This window comes from Cedecea sp. FDAARGOS_727 (genome assembly GCF_012273235.1).
GTDB lineage: Bacteria > Pseudomonadota > Gammaproteobacteria > Enterobacterales > Enterobacteriaceae > Cedecea > Cedecea davisae.
Map to the genome: position 1 here is coordinate 4,792,108 of NZ_CP050966.1, position 25,275 is coordinate 4,817,382.

25 protein-coding genes, 2 tRNA genes and 8 pseudogenes are annotated in these 25,275 nt (G+C 49.6%); 3 read left to right on the top strand and 32 right to left on the bottom strand.

The features are described 5' to 3' along the window. Window positions 1–51: 51 nt before the first annotated feature. The 7 genes and pseudogenes from gpG to FOC35_RS22535 all read right to left on the bottom strand — a co-directional run. Window positions 52–498 (bottom strand): phage tail assembly chaperone G, encoded by a 447-nt coding sequence (gene gpG, locus FOC35_RS22505; RefSeq protein ID WP_172567762.1) that lies wholly within the window; start codon window positions 496–498, stop codon window positions 52–54. A gap of 73 nt (window positions 499–571) precedes the next feature. Continuing rightward, complete coding sequence (locus FOC35_RS22510; protein WP_172570281.1) at window positions 572–1,309, bottom strand: phage tail protein; 738 nt, start codon at window positions 1,307–1,309, stop codon at window positions 572–574. A gap of 10 nt (window positions 1,310–1,319) precedes the next feature. Continuing rightward, a complete protein-coding gene (locus FOC35_RS22515; protein ID WP_172570282.1) occupies window positions 1,320–1,721 on the bottom strand; it encodes a phage minor tail U family protein in 402 nt (133 codons plus the stop codon). Next, on the bottom strand, window positions 1,718–2,296 hold the full coding sequence (locus FOC35_RS22520) for a phage tail protein (RefSeq protein WP_172570283.1): 579 nt from the start codon (window positions 2,294–2,296) through the stop codon (window positions 1,718–1,720). Before FOC35_RS22520 ends, FOC35_RS22515 begins: the two co-directional genes overlap by 4 nt. A 9-nt stretch (window positions 2,297–2,305) precedes the next feature. Then, on the bottom strand, window positions 2,306–2,581 hold the full coding sequence (locus FOC35_RS22525) for a DNA breaking-rejoining protein (RefSeq protein ID WP_172570284.1): 276 nt from the start codon (window positions 2,579–2,581) through the stop codon (window positions 2,306–2,308). Next, window positions 2,574–2,900: a DUF2190 family protein gene (locus FOC35_RS22530; RefSeq protein WP_172570285.1), complete on the bottom strand. Its 327-nt coding sequence runs from the start codon at window positions 2,898–2,900 to the stop codon at window positions 2,574–2,576. Before FOC35_RS22530 ends, FOC35_RS22525 begins: the two co-directional genes overlap by 8 nt. Before the next feature lie 82 nt (window positions 2,901–2,982). Then, a pseudogene (locus FOC35_RS22535) lies at window positions 2,983–4,644 on the bottom strand (ClpP-like prohead protease/major capsid protein fusion protein); the annotation flags it as partial. A 111-nt stretch (window positions 4,645–4,755) separates the two neighbouring features. On the opposite strand from FOC35_RS22535, the gene FOC35_RS22540 reads away from it, so the two are divergent. Next, window positions 4,756–5,772 carry a DUF2971 domain-containing protein gene (locus tag FOC35_RS22540; protein ID WP_172570286.1) on the top strand — a complete coding sequence of 339 codons (1,017 nt, stop codon included), beginning with the start codon at window positions 4,756–4,758 and terminating at the stop codon, window positions 5,770–5,772. Between the two features lie 20 nt (window positions 5,773–5,792). On the opposite strand, the gene FOC35_RS22545 is transcribed toward FOC35_RS22540, so the two are convergent. The 10 genes from FOC35_RS22545 to FOC35_RS22590 form a co-directional block, all read right to left on the bottom strand. Next, entirely contained in the window at window positions 5,793–6,401 is a 609-nt protein-coding gene (locus FOC35_RS22545; RefSeq protein ID WP_172570287.1) for a tail assembly protein, read from the bottom strand. Next, window positions 6,394–6,576, bottom strand: coding sequence for a DUF1441 family protein (locus FOC35_RS22550; protein WP_172570288.1), 183 nt, complete (start codon window positions 6,574–6,576; stop codon window positions 6,394–6,396). Before FOC35_RS22550 ends, FOC35_RS22545 begins: the two co-directional genes overlap by 8 nt. A gap of 218 nt (window positions 6,577–6,794) precedes the next feature. Then, window positions 6,795–8,711 carry a ClpP-like prohead protease/major capsid protein fusion protein gene (locus FOC35_RS22555; protein ID WP_172570289.1) on the bottom strand — a complete coding sequence of 639 codons (1,917 nt, stop codon included), beginning with the start codon at window positions 8,709–8,711 and terminating at the stop codon, window positions 6,795–6,797. Then, complete coding sequence (locus FOC35_RS22560; protein ID WP_172567763.1) at window positions 8,708–8,902, bottom strand: hypothetical protein; 195 nt, start codon at window positions 8,900–8,902, stop codon at window positions 8,708–8,710. Before FOC35_RS22560 ends, FOC35_RS22555 begins: the two co-directional genes overlap by 4 nt. Window positions 8,903–9,045: 143 nt before the next feature. Further along, the gene (locus FOC35_RS22565) at window positions 9,046–10,008 is read right to left on the bottom strand and encodes a DUF4238 domain-containing protein (RefSeq protein ID WP_172567764.1); all 963 of its coding nucleotides are present in this window, start codon (window positions 10,006–10,008) and stop codon (window positions 9,046–9,048) included. A gap of 210 nt (window positions 10,009–10,218) precedes the next feature. After that, window positions 10,219–11,589 (bottom strand): helicase RepA family protein, encoded by a 1,371-nt coding sequence (locus tag FOC35_RS22570; RefSeq protein ID WP_172567765.1) that lies wholly within the window; start codon window positions 11,587–11,589, stop codon window positions 10,219–10,221. Next, the gene (locus FOC35_RS22575; protein ID WP_172567766.1) at window positions 11,586–11,954 is read right to left on the bottom strand and encodes a hypothetical protein; all 369 of its coding nucleotides are present in this window, start codon (window positions 11,952–11,954) and stop codon (window positions 11,586–11,588) included. Before FOC35_RS22575 ends, FOC35_RS22570 begins: the two co-directional genes overlap by 4 nt. Beyond that, the gene (locus FOC35_RS22580; RefSeq protein ID WP_172567767.1) at window positions 11,944–12,222 is read right to left on the bottom strand and encodes a transcriptional regulator; all 279 of its coding nucleotides are present in this window, start codon (window positions 12,220–12,222) and stop codon (window positions 11,944–11,946) included. Before FOC35_RS22580 ends, FOC35_RS22575 begins: the two co-directional genes overlap by 11 nt. Next, complete coding sequence (locus FOC35_RS22585) at window positions 12,215–12,403, bottom strand: hypothetical protein (protein ID WP_172567768.1); 189 nt, start codon at window positions 12,401–12,403, stop codon at window positions 12,215–12,217. The genes FOC35_RS22580 and FOC35_RS22585 overlap by 8 nt, the downstream gene beginning before the upstream one ends. Continuing rightward, the gene (locus tag FOC35_RS22590) at window positions 12,396–12,683 is read right to left on the bottom strand and encodes a host cell division inhibitor Icd-like protein (RefSeq protein WP_172567769.1); all 288 of its coding nucleotides are present in this window, start codon (window positions 12,681–12,683) and stop codon (window positions 12,396–12,398) included. The genes FOC35_RS22585 and FOC35_RS22590 overlap by 8 nt, the downstream gene beginning before the upstream one ends. Before the next feature lie 186 nt (window positions 12,684–12,869). Between FOC35_RS22590 and FOC35_RS22595 the strand changes: the two genes are divergently transcribed. Further along, complete coding sequence (locus tag FOC35_RS22595) at window positions 12,870–13,055, top strand: YlcI/YnfO family protein (protein WP_172567770.1); 186 nt, start codon at window positions 12,870–12,872, stop codon at window positions 13,053–13,055. A gap of 143 nt (window positions 13,056–13,198) precedes the next feature. After that, a complete protein-coding gene (locus FOC35_RS22600; RefSeq protein WP_172567771.1) occupies window positions 13,199–13,759 on the top strand; it encodes a hypothetical protein in 561 nt (186 codons plus the stop codon). A gap of 64 nt (window positions 13,760–13,823) precedes the next feature. On the opposite strand, the gene FOC35_RS22605 is transcribed toward FOC35_RS22600, so the two are convergent. The 15 genes and pseudogenes from FOC35_RS22605 to FOC35_RS22680 form a co-directional block, all read right to left on the bottom strand. Continuing rightward, the gene (locus FOC35_RS22605; RefSeq protein WP_172570290.1) at window positions 13,824–13,994 is read right to left on the bottom strand and encodes an AlpA family transcriptional regulator; all 171 of its coding nucleotides are present in this window, start codon (window positions 13,992–13,994) and stop codon (window positions 13,824–13,826) included. Window positions 13,995–14,054: 60 nt separating this feature from the next. After that, window positions 14,055–14,978 (bottom strand): site-specific integrase, encoded by a 924-nt coding sequence (locus FOC35_RS22610; RefSeq protein ID WP_254065334.1) that lies wholly within the window; start codon window positions 14,976–14,978, stop codon window positions 14,055–14,057. 35 nt (window positions 14,979–15,013) lie between these two features. Further along, complete coding sequence (locus FOC35_RS22845) at window positions 15,014–15,289, bottom strand: Arm DNA-binding domain-containing protein (protein ID WP_371810720.1); 276 nt, start codon at window positions 15,287–15,289, stop codon at window positions 15,014–15,016. A gap of 137 nt (window positions 15,290–15,426) precedes the next feature. Then, window positions 15,427–15,752: pseudogene (locus FOC35_RS22615) on the bottom strand (head maturation protease, ClpP-related); the annotation flags it as partial. A 484-nt stretch (window positions 15,753–16,236) separates the two neighbouring features. Next, window positions 16,237–17,295 (bottom strand): annotated as a pseudogene (locus FOC35_RS22850) (phage portal protein); the annotation flags it as partial. Continuing rightward, on the bottom strand, window positions 17,234–17,461 hold the full coding sequence (locus FOC35_RS22625) for a hypothetical protein (RefSeq protein WP_254065408.1): 228 nt from the start codon (window positions 17,459–17,461) through the stop codon (window positions 17,234–17,236). The pseudogene FOC35_RS22850 and the gene FOC35_RS22625, both read right to left, overlap by 62 nt. Beyond that, window positions 17,458–19,542: pseudogene (locus tag FOC35_RS22975) on the bottom strand (phage terminase large subunit family protein). Before FOC35_RS22975 ends, FOC35_RS22625 begins: the two are co-directional and overlap by 4 nt. Next, a pseudogene (locus tag FOC35_RS22645) lies at window positions 19,542–20,054 on the bottom strand (DUF1441 family protein). Before FOC35_RS22645 ends, FOC35_RS22975 begins: the two co-directional pseudogenes overlap by 1 nt. 959 nt (window positions 20,055–21,013) lie before the next feature. Then, window positions 21,014–21,217 carry an Rz1 family lipoprotein gene (locus FOC35_RS22980; protein WP_172567778.1) on the bottom strand — a complete coding sequence of 68 codons (204 nt, stop codon included), beginning with the start codon at window positions 21,215–21,217 and terminating at the stop codon, window positions 21,014–21,016. Window positions 21,218–21,434: 217 nt separating this feature from the next. Then, a pseudogene (locus FOC35_RS22655) lies at window positions 21,435–21,959 on the bottom strand (lysozyme). A gap of 2 nt (window positions 21,960–21,961) precedes the next feature. Further along, complete coding sequence (locus tag FOC35_RS22660; protein WP_371810721.1) at window positions 21,962–22,198, bottom strand: class II holin family protein; 237 nt, start codon at window positions 22,196–22,198, stop codon at window positions 21,962–21,964. Between the two features lie 1,344 nt (window positions 22,199–23,542). Further along, window positions 23,543–23,617: transfer RNA gene (locus FOC35_RS22665), tRNA-Gly, on the bottom strand. Window positions 23,618–23,762: 145 nt separating this feature from the next. After that, window positions 23,763–23,836 (bottom strand) — tRNA-OTHER (locus FOC35_RS22670). A 165-nt stretch (window positions 23,837–24,001) separates the two neighbouring features. Then, window positions 24,002–25,039, bottom strand: a pseudogene (locus tag FOC35_RS22675) (site-specific DNA-methyltransferase). Window positions 25,040–25,187: 148 nt separating this feature from the next. Next, a pseudogene (locus tag FOC35_RS22680) lies at window positions 25,188–25,275 on the bottom strand (TrmB family transcriptional regulator); the annotation flags it as partial.

The window sequence follows — 25,275 nt, forward strand, 5'->3', positions numbered from 1 at the left end:
CCCGCCGGAACTCCCGCGCCAGCCGATGAATAAAGGCGCGCTCACGGGCAACTATTTTTCCAGGGGGCGCGCCTCTGCTGATTCATCACCGAGCGCAGTATTGTCAAACTCTGCATCTGCTGATTCATCACCAAGCGCCGTATTGTCAAACTCTGCCTCTACCGGGGGCTTTGGCATCAGGTCGCTCAACTCAAGCACTTTTTCAACAGCCATATTCAGCGCCTCAGACGACCAGGTACGCATCACTTCACGGTGCAATTCCTCTTCATCCCGATCCGGTGTGCTATGCCATAAGGAACGGGATACCAGCCAGGCATTTGACTGGACGTTCTTTTTAACGACCAGAGCGCCCATCTTCATTTCAGAGGCATCTTTAGGAATATCCGCTTCAAGGCTGGCGAGATACTCAAAATATTCAGCGCGCTGCAGCGCGGATAGCTCAAAAAGCAGTACAGATTCTCCGCCAATCGACAGATTTTCTTTTTTCAGAAACGACATAATTTTTACCTTCGGATTCGCCATTATTTTTGCCCGTGAAAATGGCCCCTAAAGGGGCCTTTTGAAGTGGTGATCAGGAGACTGTGACTGTGGCAATCGCAACGAAATTACCATCCGGCGTCATGCCGATAATCTCCGCCGTTCCTGCGGCAACACCCGTGATGGTGACCACGTTATCCAGCACAGTGACGGTGGCGATCGCTTTGTTGGACGAGACAATCCGCAGGGATTTATCCGTCGCGCCGGCAGGTTGCAGCGTGAATGTCGCCGTTTTGGTCTTGCCTGCTTCAACCGCGACCGTCGCCGGAGCAACAGTCAGGCCTGTTACCGGAACGAATGAGGAGCGGTCATCTTCCGCGAGGGATGGTTTGCCAGTATTGGTGACTTTCACAGAACGGGTAATCACTTCTTTTGCCGGGATAGCTTTACCCAGGCTGCTTACCCAGCCACGGAACACATCGACCGCGCCGTTTGGGTACTTAATCTTGTAACCACGGACGTCGCCTTCGTTGAACCACTCCACCAGCCCCTGCTGGCCGGATTCACCCGGTTTCCAGGCCAGAGTAAAACTGGTATCGCCGGCAGATTTTGCCCCCTGAGCGGTCGAGTTCCAGTCCGCATCCTCATCGTCGACGTAGGTGTCGTCGTAGGATTCTGCGGTCATTTCACCCGGGGTGATCTCTTTGATTTTTGCGAGACGGGTCCAGTCGGCATCACTCAGCGGGTTGCTGTAGGGATCGCCGGTCCCGGTATACAGCCAGAGCGTGGTTCCCGCACCTTTAACCGGCGCGAGAGGATTTGGGGTTGCCATAGTGATTTCCTTACATTGAATAGGTGATAGCGTAGGTCAGGTCGACAGATCCCCAGGTGGCCATCTCATCGTCGCGCTGATAGTCATAGCCCTGCGGGGTCATCGTTTCGATAAGCGCTTCAAGTCCGGGGATCTCCTCCGTAGCCGGATAAACCTTCTCTTCCAGCCAGTTGTCGAGCGCGGTATCAGGATTTGTTGCTTTCAGGAAAACTTCGATGTGAAGAACTGCCTGCCAGTCGTCAGCATCAAGCGTGGCACCGGTATATTCGGCGTCTGACAAATACACCGCCACAGCAGGAAGATCCCCCTCTTCAAGGAATGCCGGCCGCCCGTCAAACCAGGTGACGGAGTCAGAGATATCGGCTTTCAGCTTCGCCAGGACGGCGGCACGTATAGCGCTGTGTTTGCTCATCGCTTCAGGTGGATCCTCAGTTGGTTTTTAAGTGCGGCTGACAATTCCTTTGGCATATCGCTCTGGATAAGGTTTTTTGAAATGGTGGTAAATGCCTGCGTTAACGGCGCATCCAGGGGAACTTTCACAACATCGATGGGGTAGCGGGAGCGCCCGACACGCCGCATTACCTGCCAGCGGCCATTAGCCAGTTGCTGGATGAACGCATTGCGGAAGGTATAAGGCCCCACTTTCAGCACGCTCCCCTGCCCGTGTTTCGCACCTTTACGACGTGATAGCCTTACTCGAGCTGCGCCGAGCTTTATTGCCGGCAGGTTGCCGCGGTTAATTTTTATTGAAGCGACGAGACGATCATGGCGAGCCTTTTTGAGCCTTGAGCGTTGCCGGACAAGCCGAACCGGGAGCCCTTTTTTGCGGTTATCATCGACGGTTACCTCTTTAGCCACCTGCTTACTGCCCTGGCTTATTGTTCGCCCCGCCACCCGGTTTAACGCTTTCGCGGTGGCATCCGGCACAATCATGCGGCTCAGGCTGTTCAGGTTCTGGATTGCCCTTTCCAGGCCCTTGACTGACATAAAACCCCCTTACTCAAGGTGGATCCTCGGTTTGCCGTTAAACGAATCGAAACGCGTCACCATCAGGGTTTTCCCCTCCCAGGTCACCTCGTCGTTCCGGCGGGGTTTGTAGGTAGTCGAGAAAACCACCAGCGCGGTACCGTTACCGGACAGAGGTCCCATTTCTTCCAACTGCTCCGCCGGGACAACATCGAAGTCCTGTCCGTTAATTGTGGCGGTCTTGCCCATCTTCACGATGGTGGCCGCATCCATGCGAGCCGCCAGCCGGTCAAAGGCGTTAGCCATTAATTTTTACTTCAATGACGGTCACGCCAGTACCCGCAGCTTCCCAGGCAACGCCCGCAGCGACCGCATCCGCTTTGTCGAGCTGGATTTTCCCGTCTTTAATAAACACCGCCGTACCGGCGGCGATATCATCAGCAGCCAGTTTGGGCAGAAGAAACACCCCGGAAGCAAAACCATCCCCGATACCGCCGGCAGGGATATCCTTAATTGCCACCGCGACAAGCGAACCAATAACCACCAGATCTCCACTCAGGATTTCACTGTTTCCGGCATTGTTTACCGGGATCGTGTTCCCGTTTTGCACGAAGTTTTTAGCCATAACATTCTCCATTCAGCCCCTGCCGGGGCTGATTTTGGGTATAAAAAAAGCCCTGACGGGCGAGGAGGTAAAACGCAGAAGATTACTTGCCGGAAGATTTGGCCATGCCGCGATAATCCAGCGCCGCAACACCTGCATCAATACGGACTTTCGTGGCAATACCGTCAGTGTTAAACCCTTCCTGCTGGTCGATGTACGGCGTATCGATACCATTGAGGTAAGCCACCTCGATAGTGTCGCTCCCCTTCGCTGCAGCCAGATACCAGGCAGCGGCATCAGCAGCATCGAGGCGCGGCTCAGCAATCACTTCCGCAAAGTTCTGAATCGGGTTGTTGATGCCGGCGTTAATATCCGCCCCTTTCACGCTGGCAGACTTGATAGTCTGGTTTGCGAGCGTTTCCAGCCCAACCGGAACAAGCATGTAGGCCGGACGAATGTTGAGCGTACGTTCGCCTTCTTTCTGCAGCCGCATACTTTTCCGGGCTTCATCGATACTGGCGACTGAAATGGCGCCGCTGGACAGGTTTTTATGGTCAGCGTGGAACAACGCTTTACCGTCGGACAGTTTCGCGTTCGTGGTCAGAATGGCATAAACCAGATCACCGATTGTACCTTTCGCCGCGCGCCCCATCTTCATCGGAACATCAGTGAGCTGATTCAGATCGTCATTGATGATTGCCTGACGGGTGACAGAGAAGATTTCGCCAAAGGTGGCCAGCGCAATAGTCTCGCCTTTATCGCCGGTAGTGATGTACTTATACTCTGCCCCCTCACGAACCTTACGCAATGAAGGGAAACCACCCATACCGACGCGATGCGCGGTTTTAAAGTCAGAGAGCTGGCCTTTTTTGGTCCACTGTTCAAAGGTTTCGTCGGCTTCTTCCCAGCCCAGCAGCAGCGACTTATTCGCCACATCCAGCAGAATGTTGCCGAAATCCGACGTGCTGTGCGTCAGCGCCTGGCCAACCATCTGCATCGGATTAAGACTGGAAACGCCAATCCCGCGCTCAGTCAGCGCCATACGGGCATATTCACGCAGGGTCATGCCGTTGTAGACGTTATCGCTTTCCTGCTTTTCATAGCCTGCACGGGCCATCAGCGCCTGACGAATACCATCCCCGACAAAGTTTCCGTTCCCGGCGTGAATGTGCGCGGCGCTGTTTTTGTTGGAGGGTGTACTGGATTTGCCCAGGGCGGCCAGCAGCTGGTCTTTCGCCTTTTCAACGGTGCAATCCAAATCGGCCACGCAGCTGGCCTGCAGTTCGCTATGCTTACCGCCAAACATGGCAAACAGGTCGTTAATGCCGGTAACGCGGGCTTTTTGCTCGGCCATCACCCGCGCACGGATTGCGGTTTCGTCGACAGGATCAGGTGCGTTTACTGGCGCCTGAGCATTTGGCTTCTGTGGATCACGCTGGACGGTGTTACGTGGTGGGGTGACCATGTTACGAATGCTGTTTGGCATTTTTTCAAATTCCTCAATACGTTTTGAATGGATACAGGCCATTGCCTGCAGAGCGGGGGTGGTCTGGTCAGCGAAACCCAGGGCGAGGCATTCAGCGCCATCCATCCAGGTTTCATCCTCCAGCATCGCGGCAATCTCTTCGGTGGTTTTACCGGTCTTTTGCGCGTAGGCAGGGATCAGGACACTTTCAACCTTGTCCAGCAGATCGGCGTAGTCGCGCATGTCGTTGGCATCCCCACCGGCAAAGCCCCAGGGCTTGTGGATCATCATGCAATGATTTGAAAACAACTAACTGGTTCAAAAGGCATTTTTTTATTAAAATGGATTCTTGCTGATGAGCTGCAATACACGTTGCAATACACACAAATTCAAAGGAGCGATGAACTGAGCATGTATTACTTCAAATATTTCAGAAATGATGCGAACTTTGATAAATCAATACGTTATAACGAGCTTTTTTTTGCCGCCAATAGCTCACTAAATGATCCAATGGACTTATGGTTCAATCCCATTTTTTGGGATGGCATAGATTTATGGAAACAATTTATTGGCAGTTATGATAATGGTTTTGTTTTGTTAATGGATTATATTTCCAAACCACAAGGTGATGATTTCTATATTTCAATAAATAACCTATTTAAGGGAAAGAGCCTCGCAAAAATAGTCGAGGATAAAACCATATACAAACGCAATATAATAGACATTATAAAAAACAATGAACTAGCAAAAGGAACGGATGTTACCTCCGCAGCCTCACTATTAATGGATAAGTTTATTCATATCAAGAATAATACAAATTTCATTTCCGTATCCTTTAGCAGGGACCCTTTCAATTATCTTATGTGGTCTCATTATGCCAATGGTTTTAAAGGATGCATATTAATATATGATTTTGAAGATAACACAACTAAACTTAAAACACATATTCTCGGAAAGAGTGAGTATGATGTGAAGATGATGGATGTCAGATACTCAAACAGCCCTGAACAAATTGATCTTTGGAAAGTGATCTCCGAAAACACTATCGATAATGGGAATTATTTTTTCACTAAAAATAACCATTGGGAATATGAAAAAGAAAGTCGCCTGGTTTTATACTCCCCGCATCAATCCAATGGTGAGATATTTCACCACGATCCTTCACTAGTTAAAGGTGTCATCTTCGGTTCTAGATGTGATACTTACTTTAAAGAGAGAACAATACGCGCATTAAAAGAAAATAGAAATATCAGTGGTATCGAAGATTTCTTATCCTTCGATACCATTCTTAATGATAAAAATGAAATAGAATTGAAATCAGGTATCAAACAAACTATAAAAAACGTTTTCAACCTGCCATTGGGAAAAGATGTGATTGATGAATGGAATAATTCACTCAAATTTAAGGAAGCTAAGACAATTAAATGACAGTTCTATAAATTACACTATTACATCTTATTTTCGACGTAGATCCCCGCCGAAATTATGGCGCCACCAATACGGCGCTTACCGTACCCCAGCGGAACCGGGTATCCCTGCGCTGCAGTATTTGTCACGCCGCCGAATGCATATGAGGCTTTATTGTCTGAGTCACGCTTGCTAGACAGTCCGGGAGCTTGAGGTGATAACATCTGTACAATGCCACCAGCTACCATAGCAGCCCCAATTTTCATCGCAGCTGGCCCCCATGCGCCGCCGCCCCATGCCTGACCTATGGTTACGCCAAGAGCCCCAACGACAACCAACACCGCGCCAAGAATGGTTTGAAGCATCCCAGCCTTTTTGCTGCCCATGATGACCGGCACCATTCGGATAGTTCGGCCAGCATTAGGGAAATCCAGATCGTCTTCGTTGATGTTTTTGCTATCCACGAAAATGGCAAACGTCAGCCCTCGCGATTTACTTGTATTCATGTACTTTTCGAAACCAGGTAGCGTGGCTGCCAGCGCCCGAAATGCTTCCCGTGTTGAGCTAATAAGCCGCTGATGTTCTCTTCCAAAAATTTTGGCCAGAGAGCCACTCAGCTTAATGGTTGTCATCACTTCGGCATTAATCATTCCGTTTATCCTTACCTTTATAAATTGCTGATAGGGCTGACTTGAGATCATAAAATTTTCTCTTACTGCTACTACCGGGGAGCGGCGGTATACCTGCCAGGCGCTTTGAAACTGTTTGCCGGTGAACGCCGGTGACCTCTGCCAGCTCAATTATCGTCATCTGCACTTTTTTCATCGCCAAAAGCCTCATGATGATGAACAAAAAACACACAAACCATCATCTTTTCCGTTACCGCCAAATTTCACACTATAAAAATCAGTAATTTAACGAATGATGATGATACCCATAGAATCAGAAAACGCGCCGTTTCCCGCGATGCCGCCGCCCCGTGGCAGGAAGCCCCGCCCGGAGGACCCATTGAAAACGAGCGGCCTCAGCCGCCCATCTCGCCATCACGCGCCACCACCAGACTTGACCATGCCGCGGTAGTCGAGCGCAGCCACGCCAGCATCAATGCGCACCTTCCAGGCAATGCCATCAACGGTAAAGCCTTCCTGCTGCTCCAGGTACGGGACGTCCATCCCATCCAGATAGGCAACCTCAATGGTGTCAGTTCCCTTCGCCGCGGCCACATACCACTCTTTGTTATTGGATTTATCCAGTCGAGGCTCAACAATCACCTGCGCCATATCCTTCACCACGTTGATAATGCCGGGGTTCTGGTTCAGCGTGCCGTTCTGGTCTACAGGGAACAGTGAGGAAGCGGAAAGCACTGCGCGGTTGGCTGCACCTTCCAGCGCGGCCGGCACCAGGATATAAGCGGGGATCACATTGATAGGGTCGCCGTTGGCGTCCTGCTGCAAACGCATAGCCTTGCGAGCCTCGTTCAGGCCGTCAGTATCCATCCCTTTAGCAATGAGGTTGTGATGGTCAGCATGGAACAGCGCCTTACCATCGGTGAATTTAGCGTTAGTAGTAAGGTGGAGATAAACCAGATTGCCAACGGTACGGGCAGCAGCGCGGCCCATTGCCTGTGGGATAGTGGTCAGCTGGTTCAGGTCGTCATTGATGATTGCCTGCCGGGTAACAGAGAAGATATTCCCGTATGTCGCCAGGGCGATGGGTACGCCGCTGTCACTGGTCGTGACGTACTTATACTCTGCACCTTCCGGCACTTTTGCCAGCTCTGAAAAACCATTCAGGCCAACGCGCTTAGCCTCATGGAAGTTAGGCAGTGATCCTGCCTTAGCCCACTGCTGGAATGTCTCGCCGCTGTTCTGCCAGCCGGTCAGCACTGACTTTTCAGCACCACCAGCGAGGATATGGGAAAAATCACTGCTGCTGTGAGTGAAGGCCAGATTGACAATCTGCGAACGGTTACCGAAACCGCTAATGCTGATACCACGATCCACCAGCGAAGCCTGAGCCATTTCAAACAGGCTCATCATTGCGTAAGGATTACCACGCTCAGCACGTTCATGGCCCAGCCGTGCATTAAGTCCCTGGCGGATACTGTCGCCTGTGATGTTCCCGTTACCTGCGTAAATGTGCGCATCAGTGGTTTTGTTTGATGGCGTGCCCGATTTTCCCAGAGCCGCCAGCAGTATGTTTTTCGCCTTTTCCGGGGTACATTCCACATCCTCCAGGCACTGCATCTTAAGCGTGTCATGTTTGCCGCCAAACATAGCGAAGAGATCTTTAATGCCGTTAATGCGGTTTTGTTCCGGTACCGCGCTGCTGGTGGAGCCTTTTGGGCTGGTGATCATCCCTTTAAGTGCGTTTGGCATATGTTCAAAATCCTCAATTCGTTTCGATTCAATTCTGGCCATCGCATTGACGGCAGGTAACAGTTCATCGGCAAAACCCTGTGCCACGCATTCGCGTCCGTCCATCCAGGTTTCATCTTCAAGCATGGCGCCAAGTACTTCGGCTGATTTACCCGTTTTACGGGCATAAGCCGGAATTAGAACGCTTTCCACCTTGTCCAGCAGCTCGGCATAGTCGCGCATGTCGTTAGCGTTCCCGCCGGAAATACCCCACGGCTTATGAATCATCATGAGTGCATTTTCAGGCATAACGATACGGTCACCGGCCATAGCAATAACGGAAGCCATAGACGCCGCCAGACCATCAATTTGCACAGTGACTTTTGCCGGGTGTTTATTCAGGAGGTTGTAGATTGCGATGCCGTCGAACACATCCCCGCCAGGAGAGTGAATGTGCAGGCTGATATGAGAGATATCACCCAGGGCTTTCAGGTCTTCGGAAAACTGCTGGGCCGTAATTCCCCAGCCGCCGATCTCTTCGTAAATGCTGATATTTGCACTGGCGCCGTCGCTCGCTGCTTTGATGGTGTACCAGCCTTTCATACCCATGCCCCCAGCGTATGGTGATGCCAGTAAGTCACGCTGCTACGCACAATCTGGCCTTTAGTGGGAACGGGCATCTCCGGGTGTTTTTCACGAATGTATGCCTGGTACTCTTCTATCTTTCTCATCGTCTCAGCATCAATATGGACCGTTCCGCCTTTATCATGCTGCTTATTGCTTTGTTCTGACATCTTCTTGCCCCTATCGTGAATGATGGTACAAGAACGATTATTGATCACTAAAAGTGGTAAGTAAAATGAGTTTCATCAGAAAAACAGATTAATCACATTGCATAAAAATCTCGCACCGTAAGGAAATTTTTCGAAACAACATGTTATGGAAATTTATACTCTCGTTTATTGAATTCATTTTTATATGCCAACAATGCTTCCTTATTAACTGCAAAAATAGTATCACCAGCAAAACTTGCTATTTTTTTATTCAAAAAGTCGACATCATTCGCATCTGTTATACTTTCACAAAAATCAATCAAACCAGAATTTAATATAAGTAATGCTCGGTCACTAGATATTGGATAGTAATAATCTATATTTTCTCCATCTTTTCCATCAGGATTTAAATTAACCACTGGTTGGTCTGATGTTATAAAGGATTTATCCGTATGATTTGTTAATATTTTTATTTTTCTGTTTTCATTCAATGCAATATCCTTGGAAAGGTTAGTCCCAATAAAAGAGCAAACAAACCACCAATGCTTAGAATAAAAATCAAGCCATCGCACTTTAACGCTTTCATCAAATGGACTAATCTTCACCGAATAGATTAATGCATCCCTCATGCGTTTTGTTCTGCTAAACTGGTAACCCATATAATAACTAAACTGCCAGCGTTCTTCCTTATCATCTAAACAGGTTAAGTCACCAACCCTTAGTTTTTTCATTACATCAACAGCACTGTTTTCCTGGCTTGACATATAATTCTCAAATAAATTATTTGAGATTAATTCATTTAAATCAACATTCAACTTTGAAAGTGCAATATCGTTTAAATTTTTAGCTTTATTTTGTGCCCAACACACAATATCTATCAATTGAAGATGTAAAGACCTTAACTCTGCAGAACATCCACTCAACCAAAGTTTCATCAATTCAATATCACCCTTGCTAACTGCACCTACTTTATAAAAGTGTTTTTCACAACCTATGCCACGAACACTATCAAAGCTTGGGTTCCCTTTTTTAGATATATACCAAACGTTTTTCTCATCCTCAGCCCATCCCTTAAGGTAATATGCCCAAACATAATGATGTTTTCTTTTTAATTGAAATTGTTTCACCAAACATACTCCCTAATGAATGAATCTTAAATTCCCACTTACGACCCACTTTAACTTATTCCCACTTACCACCCACCACCATTTTGACAAATACACTCTCAGGCCAGCAATGGCAAGGGTTTGCAGTAAATTACCCACTTCCTCCGTGTATACAGGGTGAAAGTGGGTAATTAGGGGTTCACTTCCCCATCACTACCACATGCCCCCCACTTAATTCCCCACTTCACGTAAAGATTGGATAGTCACAATTTCCCCGTTCTGGATAATCAGGCCATCATCGATCAGCTTCTGCAGCCATCGAGTGAAATGCTTGGTATCAATGCCGGTTGCTTTCAGGTCATCACGGAGAATTGCCCGGGTGCAGGACTCACCTTGCGCCGTTCGGCTTCGTATCGCCTGCCATAAAGCCATGTGATTTCCTGAGAGCTTTGAAACGCCAATCAGGTCAGGATCTATCTCTTTGGCCTCTCGTGGTTCATCCCTGACGACCAGAGAACAAATCAGCTCGCCATCTTCGTCGGTATAAAGCTCAGCGGTTCGCAGGTCATAGGCCTTGCGTTCTGGCTCTTCTGAGTCCTTCATCTTGGTGCAGGCCAGAATAAGCGCTTTCCCCTCCCCCTCACGCTTAACGTTAAATTCAGCATCCAGGGCGGCACGGAACGAACTGGAACCGCGGGCACCTTTTGCCTCATCCTTGCCGGAGTGATGGACCACCAGCACCGTTGCGCCTGTTTTCTGTTTGATGGTGTCGCATCCCTCGATAAACGCACCCATATCACGGGCGTCGTTCTCATCGTTACCACCAAAGCAGCGGGCCAGCGTATCGATCACCACCAGGCGAACCGGTACACCACACTCAGCCTCAATCTGTCGCGCGGCCAGAAGCACTTCGGATACTTCGGACTCACGTACCGGGAATACCGGACGATTAACCAGCCAGAGGTTATCCGCCTTCCGGCAGTTCACTTGCTCCCATGCCCTGATCCTACGGGGAACGCCCACACCACCCTCGCCAACCACGTACAGCACGGCACCGGGGGTAACCCGCTTACCAGCCCACTCGATGCCGCTGGCAATGTGGCAGGCCCACGATACCGCCAGGAAGCTCTTATACGAGCCGCTGGGGCCGTAAATGCTGCAGAGCGATTGCGCCGGCAGGAAGTGTTTAAGCACATAGTCCTGACGAACATCGAACCCCTCAGAGCCGCGGGACAGCGGGAGCTTAGTGCGCTTTGTGCCTAAGGCAGAATCAGGAAAAACGCGCTGAATGCGTTGAATGTCCGACAGCAAAGCATTCATCTCATCTTCACCGACTTCCTCAGCCAGAACGGAGCGCCGGGCAGTGATCATGCGTTTTTTATCAGTATCGAGATAACCAGCCTCGCAAAGTGACTCATAGGTCATGCCGTAAAGATGGTTAAGACGGGCCACCAGCTTGCCATACCGGGTCGTCGGGTCTTTGTGCTGGTGGATGGCTTTATCCAGCTCGCTACGGCTGTATGGCTTACCATGCGCCCACAGATACGAGCAAGCAAACAGGGCATCAGACACCGTTTCTACAGCTGTTAATTGCACGCTCACTTTGGAATCCCTCCGCTCATTTGGAACTTGCCAAGCAGCGGATGGAACCAGTAAGCGGATCCGTGCTTACGCTTCGCCGAGCGCAGTACCAGCCTGGCCGCCTCCCTGAACTTCCCATCATTGGCAATAAAGCCGCCGGACTTCTGCTTAATCAGAAGGACGCCAGTATTGTGCGCCAGTTCTTCGGCCTTCTTGGTAGAGATCCCAAACTCTGCCGCAAGGGTACTTACCGGCGCCATGCCCGGAGGAATATCACCGCCCTGGGTATCGGCCAGCGCTTTGAGCTGGCTCTCAAGCTCATCAATGCGAGACGACAGCAGGCCAACCAGATTAGACAGTTCATTGAATTTGACGTTACTGATCATCGCCGCCCCTCCCCGCATCCGCTTCTTCAAAACGAGTGATGGAAAAAATGCCATCAACCCACAAATAAACTTCCTGGCGTTCCTGCTCATCGGTAATTTGTGGTATGACCTCAGTCAATATGTGCCTCAAACCAGTTTGAACACGCAGAAGGCGGGTACGCGATATGTTTTCCGGAGTAGCAGGTACTGGCGCAGAGGTTGAGCCAATCAGGGCATGAACACGCTGCTGATCTGCATAGTAGGCATCCAAATCGATAACTTTAAGCATGGTCACAGCCCCCCTCATACGCTTCTTTGATTTGACGGAGGCGGTACAAAACTTTGCAGAGCAGATCGAAAGACATTTCATGTTCTTCTTCCGCGCCGCCATGCAGTTCAGCAGATGCGGCCAAAAGGCTGACCGCCTTACGCAGTTCATCTTCGAGACTAAGATCTTTGAACTTAAGCATGGCGCACCTCCATTGCCACAGCTTCATTGCTGTAAGGATCGCTACCCAGAATGCTCCATAGGGTTCGATTCTCAGGATCCATAAACGACACTGAGAGCGGGCTTTCGGTTCGTATTTTGGCGGCAAAGGTCAAGTCCCAGCCGCAGAACGCTGCACGGGCGGTATCTTCATTGTCTGCAACGGTGCGCAGAACTATCGGGAGACAAGAATGACCTCGCGGCGTGCCAAGGAATAGCCATGTAAATTTGGGGTGAGTTTGGGTATGCTGTATTCCAGCCATAGTCGTTACTCCAGTTAACGGTTAGGTTAGAAGCCCGGTTAGTGTTGACGCACTCCCGGGCTTCGCACTTTCAAGGTGTATTTCACCTCCTCTTTCAAACTAGCCCAAAGTGAAATACACCTCAAGCCTTTTCTTCTCACTTTTTTTGCGTATACTGAAATACACCCAACATAAGGAGTTTCAGAAATGGCTACTGGTGCGAAGAATGCAAAATCGCAAATGACCACTGTAAGAATCCCCCATGAAGTAATGGAGGATATAGAGCAACTACGGTACGTTGGTGAAAGTACCGCTGGATTTCTTGTTACAGCCGCAAAAGGCGAGATCAAACGCCGACAGCGCAAAAAAGCTAAAGAAAGTGATAAGAGCTGAAATCTAATAGCCGAGTAACGGTAGAAGTAAAACCTCACTCGGTACTTCCCTAAGGTTCAATGAACAAATGGTGTACTTAGCTCTGCTTTGAGTTTAGGTATATGTAAATTATTAGCGTTAATCATATTTTACAGGATATTTATATGACAGACTTAGATAATGTGAGAAAACAATTACAAAAAGAATTTGAGGATAAAGACTCAACATATTCAGGAAATTATGGTGAACAAGTCGCAATACTCCACTTGGAAGCGACTAAACAGCCGTTCATTCACGTTCATCAAGAAAAATGGTCAAAACCGCTTAACATGGATGCATTGGGTGCTAAACGTCCAGACTTCTACCTCCTTCCGTTCGATAACGAAATAAATATGATCGATGCTAAGTATCATACATTAGGTGAGGAACTTGAATTCACTCTTCACGAGAGCGAACTTCATGAATACCTCCATTTATTCGAGTACGTTGAAAAGGAATTTAAAAAGGATTTTGATAAAATCAATCTTGATTTTTTTATAATTCCAAAGGAATATGGCGGCTTAGCTTACGCAAAAATCTCATTAAGAGAAATAATCAACCACAAAGTAACTGAAAAGTTACATTGTCCAAAAGAGTTCGGGGAAATTTACATAACATTTTATCGCATCCCAGTTAAAGACAAATTAAATAAAATCTTCACTATTGATGAGAAATTCATACCGTAAAGTATGATGAGATTTATTTATTCCCAGCTATTTTAGCTGGGAATATTAAATTATACTCGGTTCATTATTTTGCGCACCACTTACCACTAATCCACATCTGCACTTCAGACAGCCGATATGCAACAGCTGAAGGTCCAATTTTAATACGTCTAGGAAATTTTCCTTCCTGTTCCATACGCCAGCGTGTTGAGTTAGACAACGTAGTCATCGCACGGCATTCAGGTTCGCGAATCATTCGGTCAAGCTCAGGAATGTACTGGAGATCTTCTTTTTCACAACGGACAACATAGCCATATCAGGCACTCCTTTTCTTAATCACCTTAACTGTATTTTCTTCACCCACCAGCCCATCAAGGTAATCAACCCATCGGTCCAGCGCTTCTTGCTTTTGAGAAATATACTTGCTGCGGTTATAGATACCGGCCACTCCTTTTATTGTGTGGCCCAGCAACTGCTCTACGACAATAAAATCAACGCCCATCTCATTAAGACTTGTAGAAAACGTGCGTCTCAAATCATGTAGTGACCAACGTTTTTCATGTTTCAGGGAGGTAAAGTTTGTACACCCCATTGTGCTGACGGTTGAATCAGATTTCAGTTCGCCAAGTATGCAACTGCGCCTTTTCGTCTCTTCGTGCAGGTTTACAAACCACTGACGCATTTTTTGAGGAACGGGACGAATAATCTCTTCACCGTTTTTACTGTGCTCTTTCGGCACCGTCCAAAGCCATTTATCGAAGTCCCATTCATCCCACCTGGATAGGCGAACCTCACTGAGTCGGCATCCAAACACAAGACACAAAATCGCCATCCGTTTTTTGTAATTCATTACGCGGGTTTTACCCTTACCATGAAAGTAAACACCCCACAGGTCAGCAACATAGCTTTCCTCAAGCAGCCGCTCTCTCTTGTTCTGATACTTACCGATATCGCCAGGACTCAAATCATCCAGCACATTACACCGCACATACTGACGTACCCGGCAGTATTTGAAGATCTGTTTAAGCTCGATAAGCATCGCTGCAGATTGAACCGGTGCTACTTTCTTTACCCGATCAAAGCATTTTATCCAGTCAGACAGTCCACATTTTTCGACAGGAAACCCACCGATGTAGGGAAAGATGTATCTCTCATAACGGCGATAGAGGCGCACCGTCTCTTTGCGTTTTTCCCTGGCATAGTTATCAAACCAGTAATCGATAGCGTTCTTAACAGTCACAGGCGTGAACAGGCTCTCTTTGGTGAGTTTGTTCTCTATCCGTGGATCAAGACCCTGTGACAGCCATCCCCTGCACTCGTCCTTTTCTCCCTGGCCTGTTTGAGTGTCATATCTGGATACTTGCCTAACGTCATCCAGACAGGGGAACTCTGTCGGCCAGAATGTCTGAAGAAATAAACAAAGCTTACAGTGCCACTCATGCTGACTCTGACAGACAGTCCCCGACCATCGGCCACCATCTTTTGACGCCGCTGGGGTTTACCATGTAAGGCTTTTAACGCCTTGTCGCTTAACTTGTTCTCGCCAGCCATAAAACCTCATTCTGCAATACACATTGCAATACACACTCAGCTGCAACGCCGAAAACAGTAGAAAAGCAATGCAAACAACATTTCTTTCTTCTCCATAATTAACAAGTAGTTAATGAATGAATCCGGTTCTTCATGCGTCCCATGAGGTAGTGTGATGGATAATGGATCATCATCATCGTGTTTTCCGGCATGATGACCGGGTTACCCACCATGGCAATGACCGACGCCATAGACGCAGCAAGTCCATCGATATGCACCGTGATCGCCGCGCCGTGGTGCTTCAGCGCATTAAAAATGGCGATGCCATCAAAAACATCGCCACCGGGCGAGTTAATGTGAAGATTGATGTGGCTGACTTCACCGAGTGCTTTCAGATCGCTGACAAACTGTTTCGCCGTTACCCCCAATAACCAATCTCGTCATAGATAAAAATATCGGCATCCCCTGTGGTGCCGGCTTGCATACGAAACCAGCTATTTTTTACGCTGGCTTTCGGACGGCGGCCGTCCTGTGGTTAGCTTCGGCACTGGTGCCTCCTTTGTCGTTGGCGGGGTCGGTGTCATACACCAGTCCCAGTTCTTTGTTTTCGTCAATTTCAGCTTTTCGGCGGCTCTTAACTTCATCCGGGTTACGCCGCTGGCGCGTACCCAATCAGATTCGGTAGCGGCGCCGCCCCGGATTTGCGTTTTCCAGGCATTGGCCTCTTTCACCGGGTCAATCCATGGCATAACCGGCCCTGAATAAACCGCGCTATAGAGGGAGTCCATATCAACGCCGCGAGGAACTTTAATCTCGCCGCTGGCAATCGCCATTTCAGCCAGGCCCGGTACATGGGTCGGGTAACAGCGCCAATAAACCAGTCCTGCAGGATCAGATAGCCGTCCGTTGACTCCACCAGCTCCTGCGCTGAGCGCTATAAGTGCCGTTATAATTCCGGGCCGTGCTGGAAAGCTGAGCCGACTGCCAGCGGCAACAGCGCGTAGCTGGCCGTTTCGGAAGGTTTCAAGGTTGGGGTTTGGCCGGTCGGATTTAATCATCCCGATTTCTTCACCGGCCTGTAGCTCGTCGTACAACATGCCCGGTGTTATCTCCAGCTCTCTGTCACGCTCGCTTTATCTTCTGTGTCGAAGCTCTGACCATCCCCTTTTTGATGTACATCCCAAGGGCTGCCGCAATACGCGCCGCCGTCAGTTCAGAATCTTCATACTCTTTGAGAGCACTCAGACGCATTAACACCCCAGAGAGCAATGACGTGCCGCGGGTCTGGTGCAAACGACGGGTAAATTTGAGGTGCAGCATATTGGCCGCGTCAATTTCTTTCGTATCGAACTGCCGGCCAGCCACTGGCAGGCTTTTATAAACCTGATACGCTTTAGGCCGCCCCCAGTCATCAACCACGATGCCCTGATTCAGCTTTTTTGCGGCATCACTGGTCATTGGGACAAAATCAGGCTCCAGAGCTTCAAGCCAGAAAGGCACCCCGGCCACGGGAACCAGTCCTGTGGCGCTCCCCTGTACCAGTTGAGCAAAAACTTCCCCGTCGCGGAGCCAGGTCCTCAGCATCAGGCGTTCCAGCATGGGGCGGGTAAACTGCCCGGTAACCTCCGGCCTGACAGACCATTCTCCCATTTCTTACGAATTTCCTTCGCCAGTTTCTTGGCAACCGTTCCGTTCGCCAGCTTTGGGTGAGGGTCAACAACAATCCCCTTTGATCCCACAACCCGCTCTTCAAGCTTATCGAAGATGCCAATCACCAGGTCATGGTTGTTATCGAGAAAACGGGCCTGCTCCCGGAGCGACACGGACCCATCTGGCTTAGCTGGTCAGCCGTCCTGTTTCCGGCGCGCTTTATGTGTTCGGGTAGTGTTACCGCTTCATAGGCTGAATCATGGCCCTGGCGCGCAGCCGGGCTGCTTCCAGCCCGGTGAAAAGGCGCCGATTACGTTATCCAGAATTGTCATTTAAACCTCGCCAGGCGGTAACCGGGCCGCCCCTGCTTTTCTGATTCAGTGAAGAGAGGCGCCGCTCCCATTCCTGCCGCCCTTTTCGAATCTCGGAGAGGTTTTCCATCGTCATTTCCTGACCGTTAAACCGGATTGATTTTCCGTCCAGGACGGCCATTTCCGCCTGACTGTAGCGCTGGATCATGGCTTCAATATCGCTTTGGTTCATACCCAGCCTCCTGAGGTTTTCCATGGGTTAGTTTGTTCAGTTTTGTCGCGCTTGCGCCGTTCTTTTTACTGGCTGGCTTAGCGATCGTTGCCGGGAGCGGCGGAGCAGCATCTCTCCAGGTAAGGATTCAATCCATGTGTTCCGCTGCGCCCATTCAGGGGCATCCGGCCATTTAATTTTTTCGTAGCCGTGCAGGATCACCAGAGCATCCGCGTAAACCAGCAGGTCGAACGCTTCGTCGCGCCCCGCCCGGGCTTGCTCCACTTACCGTCACCGCCGCTCCTCATAGGTCAGTCTTCATAGAACCAGCTTCCCAGCCATGACGGGAAATGCACATAGCCAGGGCCAGGCGAATCACGCCAGAGCGCATTGTCACACGGTCTTTCAGGGCATTGGTCTGCAGGAGGTAGAGAGGAACGTCACCGGCAGCCAGCGCACGGCGTCCGGTCGGTTAGTGTTATCAGGCATCGTGCGTTTAATGAGTTGAGCGCGGGTGGTACTGTCGCCTTTGAAGAGGTAGACCTTTTTACCCAGTCCATCCCGGCGGCATTTCCGCCAGAATTTATAGGCGTTATCGGTCACCCATCTTCGCCGCCGGAATCGACACCCATCGCCATTAACCGCATGCCCTTTGTCGGGTCGGAGGCCAGTGGCCACGTTTTATTGAAAACGTCGGTCAGCAGTAGATCCCAGTCCTCGGGGTAACTTGCCGGATCAATTTGCAGGCTTTCACCATTACCATCGCAGCGTAGCGACTGCTTTATGTTGTACCTGTCCACCAGCCAGCGCTCCCCATGGCTCCATAACCGGTAATCTGGACCACAAACCGGCGGTTTCGCCCGGCCTGAACGTCCACTGTCGCGGTCAGGAAGCAGACACCATCGGGAACGCTTCGCTTAGGACATCTTCAGCGCGCTGTTCCAGCAGTTCGCTTTTCCGTTGCTCCATGCTGGATCGCGGGAGGTATGGCCGCCAAAGTCGGTGTTTACCACTGTTTTTAACGTTTCTTCGCTGCGCGTGGCCTCGTACTCCTGCTCAGCGGTAAGAAACTTGTAAATCAACTGCGCCCAGGTCTGGTAAGCGGCTGCCGGCCCCTCCATCCAGAAGGAAGCAATACGGGACCGCCGCCCCTCCCCCGATATGCCTCCATCAGCATCAATACGTTGCCCGTCGCGGAGCCACACGCATTTCATGTTCAGGGAACGCTTCATATCCGGTGTGATTTTGCCTTTACAGGCCGGGCACTGGAGCACGGCCGCCTCGCTGGCAGCAACAGGGTCGGCCACTTCACGGTAACCGGCCATGTTGTCCATTTCTGGCTGAAAATATTCCCCGCAATGTGGCAGGCCAGTAAAGCCGGCGGCGATCACCGCGGTTGTATAACGAAAGGATCCCCGTGGTGGGAGGAGCTCATGTGGCGAGCTTCGACGCCATTTCGTATCGCGCACGTCACGCCCTGGTGAGCTCTCCACCAACGTCATGCCCGACGACATGAAAGTAGTTGTTCGCTTGGAGGCCAACGAGAATGCATCACCTTCACCGTCAATATCTTCCGGAAGCGGTCGTAATCAGTGAGCGCCACGCTTTTATAATCAGAGGACGACATGATATTGACCGACGGCCAGCCCAGCTTCAGGTAGTTCCCGGCGCGGAATGTGCGGTCATATACGTTGTTATCGTTTCTTCGCGGGCTTAACCGTGTTTTCACTTCCGGGCTACTGCGGAACGTCGGTCCAGGCGCTTCTTCGAATGCTCCCTGGCCTTTTCTTCTGAAACCTGAATTACCAGCATATCTGCCGGGTCGCACACAATGTGTAGACGATCCAGCCATCAATCAGGCCAATCGTTTACCCGTTCGCGCCGGGCCAACAAAGACACGGCATCATATTCACGCGACGCCAGGCAGTTCATCGGCTCAATGACATAGGGCGCCAGATCAGGATCCCATGGAACGGAGTTACCTGCCCCATGGGGACACGCATATAAGCACTGACCGCATCGGCAACTTCCATTCTGCGCGGCGCGCGAAGGATGCCGGAAACGTCGCGGCGGATACCACTTGCTGATGCCCGCTTAGCCATCAGTCCTCCTCTGTTTCGGCCTCCTCTTCTTGCATCCAGGACTTTTTGAGCCAGCTGGTCACGTAATCATCATCACGCTCTGGACGCGAGAAACCGCCACCGGCGGCAGAGCGCAGTCGCGTTCAAGAATATCGGGAAGGGTTTCGAGCACCATAACGACGGCTTTGCCATCAGTGAAAACTCTCTGGCGACCTCATCCGCGGGGATAAGCTGGCCGGTATCTTGCTCGAATTTGAGCCTTTCGTTTTCGGCCTTCCAGTGAGCCAGGCGATCGGACGGCGGCATATCTTCCAGGTTGGTTGATACCGTCGGGATCATCAGTTCGGTCAGAATATCGTGATGAGGTAGAGCTTTAATTTGCTGTTACTGCCCGCCGCGGGCTCTACATTTTTAAGCCGGGCGGCGACCGTCTGGCGGTGAACATCGGTAATGGCCGCCAGTTGGTTGATATTGAGTTTGAGAGAGGCAATTTCCTGGCCATGATGGTGAACACTTTTTAAACGATTCGACATCTTTGAAAAACGGCCCTCATAAAAACAAGAACCTACCACATGATGATGATGCCCATGGATCCGAAAAACTAGCCGATTCCCGCGAGCAAGCCGCCCCGTGGCAGGCTACCCCACCGGGAGGACCCGTCAATGATATTGATTATCACTACCATCAATTAAAGACCATCTCGTGTGCCATGCATGAAAGCCACCAGCGGATGCCAGTGGCTTTATTTCAAGTCAGAGCATTTATTATGATTGCCATTATGGTTGTATTATATGATTGTTATTCCCGTTATTATTATTGTTGTTGTAGTTATTATTGTAATTATTGTTGTAATCATTGTTATAGTGATTGTTGTAGTTATTGTTATAATGATTATTATAATTATTGTTATAGAAGTTATTATAATAATTATTAAAATAACTGTTATTACCTGAAATATGTGGCCTGTTATTAGTTGCACTCATAGTAACACTATTATCACTTCCTGCTTCACCCTGATTTCTTTGACCACCACCTGATTTACCATCATTGTCATTAGGTGATCCCCCTGTAAAATACGCACCATTACTATCTACATAAAAACCCCTAAAGGTTTTAAGTAAACTTAACGTATTTTCAATTGAATATTCAGATTCATACTTGACTGAATCCAAAGGGATTATTGAAGAGTCATTCTCCGCACACAAAAAACGATGAGAATATAAAGTTGCAGCAAGCCCCCTTTTAATAACGGGAAAGTATTTTTTTTAAATTGGTTACGGTATCTATCTGAAACATTATCACTCCAATTTCGGTTTTATGTTATTTAATGGCTACACTTGTTGCTGATTTATTCCATAGCACCTATTTCCTAAAGACCAATTTGCATCAGATGCCGTCTGATTATTTATCTGATGCCAGCGCCTACAGCCAGTCGGGCTACAACAACATATTCATTTCAGGCACTGCTGCCGGATGTATTCTTGCAGCCCTGCTATTTGCTTGTTGCTGGTTTCGATTCGTTCCCTGAGACGGAAATAATCCCGTTCAGCGGCGTCAGTAAGTCCGGGGCCGGTTGCATCATCCACGCCGGTGGTGCTGGTGGAGGAACGCACTGGCTGGCAGGTGGCGTTGAGGCGCAGCCGCTTATCACCAGCAGCAACGTCAAGCTGCAACTGCTCAATAGTCTGTTTGGCATCGGCCAGTTCCTGAGTGTATTTCGAGTCCAGAGCGGCCACATCGCGCTGGCGGTCTGCATTTCGTTGATCGTTTGCTGGCGCCGCGTTGCCAGTAGCTCGCATGATCAGCACGCTTTTGCTCTGCCAGATACTTGCTGTGGTAGTGATTTGCCGACCAGATAAGGCCACCAGCCAGGCAAGCCACCAAAAACGCCAGAATTAGCCAGAATGGATTTTTCACAGGTCTATCCCCCAACATGCCAGCTCAGATTCCTGGTCGCCGTAGAACCTGTCCGTAGCAGTTGTTCGAACGGATATGACAATCGCGGCCGCCGTCATACGTCCAGCGTTTTATCTCTGCGCATGCTCCGTGCCTGTCACCCGCATTGAGCTTTCGCCAGAACGTGGACGGCAGACATTTACCGGGGCCGATGTTCCAGGGGCAGAAAGAAGCGATGCCGACCTTTTGAGGCTCGGTCAGGGATACGCGAACATTTTTCTCCACCCATGCTAAAGCCTTTGACTGCTCTGCTTTGTCGATTTTGTCGCACTGTTGGCGCGTCAGCTGCATACCCTTAACAACGGGCTTGCCGTCAACGCGTGTCACACGCCGCAAATCGTCCACCACCAGCATCAGCGTAAGCAATCGGGCTGGTTCCCTCTTTTTTCATCCTGAAACTGACTCATGAGCACAGGCGCAGATGCGCCGGCCAGCAGCAGTCCCAGCATCAGGGCACTGAGCTTACTTTTAGTTGAAGCCATGATTAGTTGTCCTGGGGCGGAGGTGTTACATAGCCGCGCGCCAGCGCGTTCTCATAGGCCTTTGTCTGGCGACGTTTGAAATAAAAGTTAACGAAAAAAGTCAGCAAGCCAATAACGAAGCCGCCAACAACTGCAACAAGGTTCCAGTCAAGGTCATGCATCCATTTAGCTATGCCACCCCAACAAATGAGGCTGCCGGATGTACAGTACCCCGCTATCGATGCGATTTTGTCAGGCATAGTTCTGTGCATTCCACACCTCCGTGTTCGGGGTGCTGTGTGAGGGAAACAAAAAAGGCCGCCCGATGGCAGCCCTTTAATGAAAAAAACCCGCACAAGGCGGGTTGAGTTTGCATTCGGCTGAGCACTGGAGCTTGCGGTCGACAGGGCTGATAAGTGCGATATCAGTTAAAACCCAGTGCTCATGCGGATGTAGATATTTTTGTGACGCAAGAACAGCAATAAATTCACGGGCCAACCAGGAAGTCACCCGCGTTATATCTATGTTCTGACTGTGAAGTCACTTTTGAGAAAATTTTGTAATACACTAACCCTGTGCCAATCAGACAGCAGCAGAATAAGAATACAATCAGCCAAATTCTCATAGTGACACGCTTCCCATCTATGATGGAGCTAATAATAACCATCTGTTTTTTAAATGTAGTCTAAAGACTGAGTAGCTTTCCAGTCACTCCAGGCAACCCCTTCATCGCAGACTGGAAAGCTTTGTTGGTCCGCCACCGGGGCCTCGAATCTCGTACTACAACACCGTGGTTGTCGTTCTTCCCAGTGAGCTAGTGGCGGTTGGTGCCCCTTGCTGGGCTTGAACCAGCGACCTGGCGATTATGAGTCACTCACTCTAGCCGCTAAACTAAAGGACCTACCCGTGAAGCTTAAGGAGAACATTTTACCTTGTAAACTATATGGGTATTTCTGAATATTACTGAAGCGTGAGACGCCCCCACCACTCAAACGACCCACGCCAGTGGTTGATTTATGCAGCAGCGCTCCCCTCAGGTGGAATATAGATTATGCTGCATAAAAAACCGCACGTAGGCAGCCCTTAAATGAAAAATACCGCACTGATGGCGAGTTAAGTTTGTATTCGGCTGAGCACTGGAATTTGCGCTCGAAAAGGCTGATAAGTGTAATATCAATTTAAAATCCAGTGCTCATGCGGATGCATCTAAGCGAATTACAGTGATTAACTAATTAACAATAAAAGGGGCGTCTTTTTCAAAAGAGAGAATCACATCATAGTAAATTGCAAGCCCACAAAGGAATGATGCTATGAGTAAAATCATGATCAATAAATTCCGCATTAACACTCATCTTACGTAAAACTCGTAGGCGTTAAATTCCATACTCTTCTGGCATTTCACGCTATGAAATGCAGCGAAATATAGCCCGCAGCACCGGCAAGGCAAAAACACACTAAAACCACAGTAAGCCAATTGGTCATGTTCAAACTCTTTCAAACCGTAATGCGCAAATTCTAGGCAATAAGATGTAAATAAAAGATAAATGTAAGGCGCTTTCCAGTCGCTCCGGGAAATCCCTTCATCGCAGACTGAAAAGCTTTGTTGGAGCGACCGGTGGGAATCGAACCCACATCATCAGCTTGGAAGGCTGAGGTAATAGCCATTATACAATGGACGCAAACTGCGAGCCAGGCTTCGCGCTGGCTGCGTAGCTTTTCAGTCCTTCGCGCCCGGACTATAGCGTCAGTAGGAATGCTTTCAGCAGGTCTACACTTGCTCTTACTGCTACCTCAAACACATTAATGAGTATAGCAGGATATATTTGGTCCGCCACCGGGGACTCGAACCCCGAACTACAACATCGAGGTTGTCGCTCTTCCCTGTGAGCTAGTGGCGGTTAGTGGTCCTTGTAGGTTTTGAAACAACAACCGGCGATTATGAGTCATGAGCTCCAACCGCTGAGCTAAAGAACCTAGCCACGAAGCTTAAGGCGATCATTTACCCATGTAAACTATGATGATATTTCTGAATATTACCAATGAGAGGTAGCAAAAAGGCCGCCCTATGGCGACCAACGTTTTACCTCCTCAACAGTCTGGTTGAAGCGTTCCTCTTCAAGCTCAACACCGATTCCCGACGCCCTAATTCGATTGCCGCTTTGATTGTGGATCCGGAGCCCATAAAGAAATCGGCTACCACGTCACCCGGCCTGCTGCTGGCGCTGATAATTTGCTTCAGCATGTCGGCTGGCTTCTCACATGGGTGCTTACCCGGATAAAACTGGACGGGCTTATGTGTCCAAACGTCTGTGTAAGGAACGCAGATGTAACAGCAAACGGGCGGCGTAGCGTCTTGAATTCTTCCAGAAGCTCTGAATATTTTCGGTTCAGCGATTGCCATGTGGCCACCAACTGATGGTGAGGCTTGTCCAGCTCGAGGCGCTGATGCTTCTCAATTGCAAGCTGCGTAAACAGTTCCTGCAATTTCAGGTAATCGGCCTCGTTTGGTAGTTGCCACTGGCTGGCACCGAACCAGTGCGAAACCATGTTTTTCTTTCCCGTGGCGTCTGCTATCTGCTTCGACGTAACGCCCAGCGACGAACGCGCATTACGGAAATAATCAATCAGCGGCGTCATAATGTGCTGCTTGGCGCTGTCACATTCTTTCGCGTAACCGTCGGGTTTATACGGCCCAGGGTAATGCTCTGCGAAGAATGCGCTCGGTCGCCGGGAAGTAAGCCCGCAGGCTTTCTTTGTTGCATCCATTCCAGCGACCGGACGGTTTCGCCCATATGATATGATTCAGGATGTTGAAGCGGTTGCGCATCAGCAGCTCAATATCTGCCGCCAGGCGGTGACCACTAAAAAGGTAAATGCTGCCGTTTGGCTTCAACACCCGCCAGAACTCGGCCAGGCATTTATCCAGCCAGGCCAGATAATCGGCATCGCCCGCCACTGGTTATCCCACCCCTCAGGCTTTACCCGGAAATAAGGGGATCAGTACATATAAGGTCGATGGAATTATCAGGCGTTTGGGAAAGGACGTGCAGGCAATCGGCGTTGAATAACTCAACACTGTTTATTTTTACAGTATTTTTCATAGATCAGTAAGCGGCTCTCTGGTAGGCTCACTTTGCTTTAGCGCTAAAGCGGTGGGCCCTGGTTCGCTTGTGACCTTCTTACATGAGCGAATGGCTGGCCGGGTGCGTCAACACCCACCAGCCGCCCATTTCCACAGCAGGGCCTCCATTATTGGAGGCGTTTATAACATCCGAACTGATAATCTGATAAACCCGCCATCACAAGCTGCGTCAGTATTAACTGGCAGCGTTCGTGC

Bases quoted from the DNA above. Each gene is read 5' to 3' on its own strand.
- FOC35_RS22530 (WP_172570285.1), bottom strand. From the start codon at position 2,900: ATGGCTAAAAACTTCGTGCAAAACGGGAACACGATCCCGGTAAACAAT.
- FOC35_RS22845 (WP_371810720.1), bottom strand. From the start codon at position 15,289: ATGGCTGGCGAGAACAAGTTAAGCGACAAGGCGTTAAAAGCCTTACAT.
- FOC35_RS22660 (WP_371810721.1), bottom strand. From the start codon at position 22,198: ATGCCTGACAAAATCGCATCGATAGCGGGGTACTGTACATCCGGCAGC.
- FOC35_RS22625 (WP_254065408.1), bottom strand. From the start codon at position 17,461: ATGAACCAAAGCGATATTGAAGCCATGATCCAGCGCTACAGTCAGGCG.
- FOC35_RS22585 (WP_172567768.1), bottom strand. From the start codon at position 12,403: ATGCTTAAGTTCAAAGATCTTAGTCTCGAAGATGAACTGCGTAAGGCG.
- FOC35_RS22545 (WP_172570287.1), bottom strand. From the start codon at position 6,401: ATGATTAATGCCGAAGTGATGACAACCATTAAGCTGAGTGGCTCTCTG.
- FOC35_RS22550 (WP_172570288.1), bottom strand. From the start codon at position 6,576: ATGAAAAAAGTGCAGATGACGATAATTGAGCTGGCAGAGGTCACCGGC.
- FOC35_RS22600 (WP_172567771.1), top strand. From the start codon at position 13,199: ATGACAGACTTAGATAATGTGAGAAAACAATTACAAAAAGAATTTGAG.
- FOC35_RS22540 (WP_172570286.1), top strand. From the start codon at position 4,756: ATGTATTACTTCAAATATTTCAGAAATGATGCGAACTTTGATAAATCA.
- gpG (WP_172567762.1), bottom strand. From the start codon at position 498: ATGTCGTTTCTGAAAAAAGAAAATCTGTCGATTGGCGGAGAATCTGTA.
- FOC35_RS22595 (WP_172567770.1), top strand. From the start codon at position 12,870: ATGGCTACTGGTGCGAAGAATGCAAAATCGCAAATGACCACTGTAAGA.
- FOC35_RS22605 (WP_172570290.1), bottom strand. From the start codon at position 13,994: ATGATTCGCGAACCTGAATGCCGTGCGATGACTACGTTGTCTAACTCA.
- FOC35_RS22555 (WP_172570289.1), bottom strand. From the start codon at position 8,711: ATGAAAGGCTGGTACACCATCAAAGCAGCGAGCGACGGCGCCAGTGCA.
- FOC35_RS22510 (WP_172570281.1), bottom strand. From the start codon at position 1,309: ATGGCAACCCCAAATCCTCTCGCGCCGGTTAAAGGTGCGGGAACCACG.
- FOC35_RS22520 (WP_172570283.1), bottom strand. From the start codon at position 2,296: ATGTCAGTCAAGGGCCTGGAAAGGGCAATCCAGAACCTGAACAGCCTG.
- FOC35_RS22515 (WP_172570282.1), bottom strand. From the start codon at position 1,721: ATGAGCAAACACAGCGCTATACGTGCCGCCGTCCTGGCGAAGCTGAAA.
- FOC35_RS22590 (WP_172567769.1), bottom strand. From the start codon at position 12,683: ATGGCTGGAATACAGCATACCCAAACTCACCCCAAATTTACATGGCTA.
- FOC35_RS22575 (WP_172567766.1), bottom strand. From the start codon at position 11,954: ATGATCAGTAACGTCAAATTCAATGAACTGTCTAATCTGGTTGGCCTG.
- FOC35_RS22580 (WP_172567767.1), bottom strand. From the start codon at position 12,222: ATGCTTAAAGTTATCGATTTGGATGCCTACTATGCAGATCAGCAGCGT.
- FOC35_RS22980 (WP_172567778.1), bottom strand. From the start codon at position 21,217: ATGCCAAACAGACTATTGAGCAGTTGCAGCTTGACGTTGCTGCTGGTG.
- FOC35_RS22560 (WP_172567763.1), bottom strand. From the start codon at position 8,902: ATGTCAGAACAAAGCAATAAGCAGCATGATAAAGGCGGAACGGTCCAT.
- FOC35_RS22525 (WP_172570284.1), bottom strand. From the start codon at position 2,581: ATGGCTAACGCCTTTGACCGGCTGGCGGCTCGCATGGATGCGGCCACC.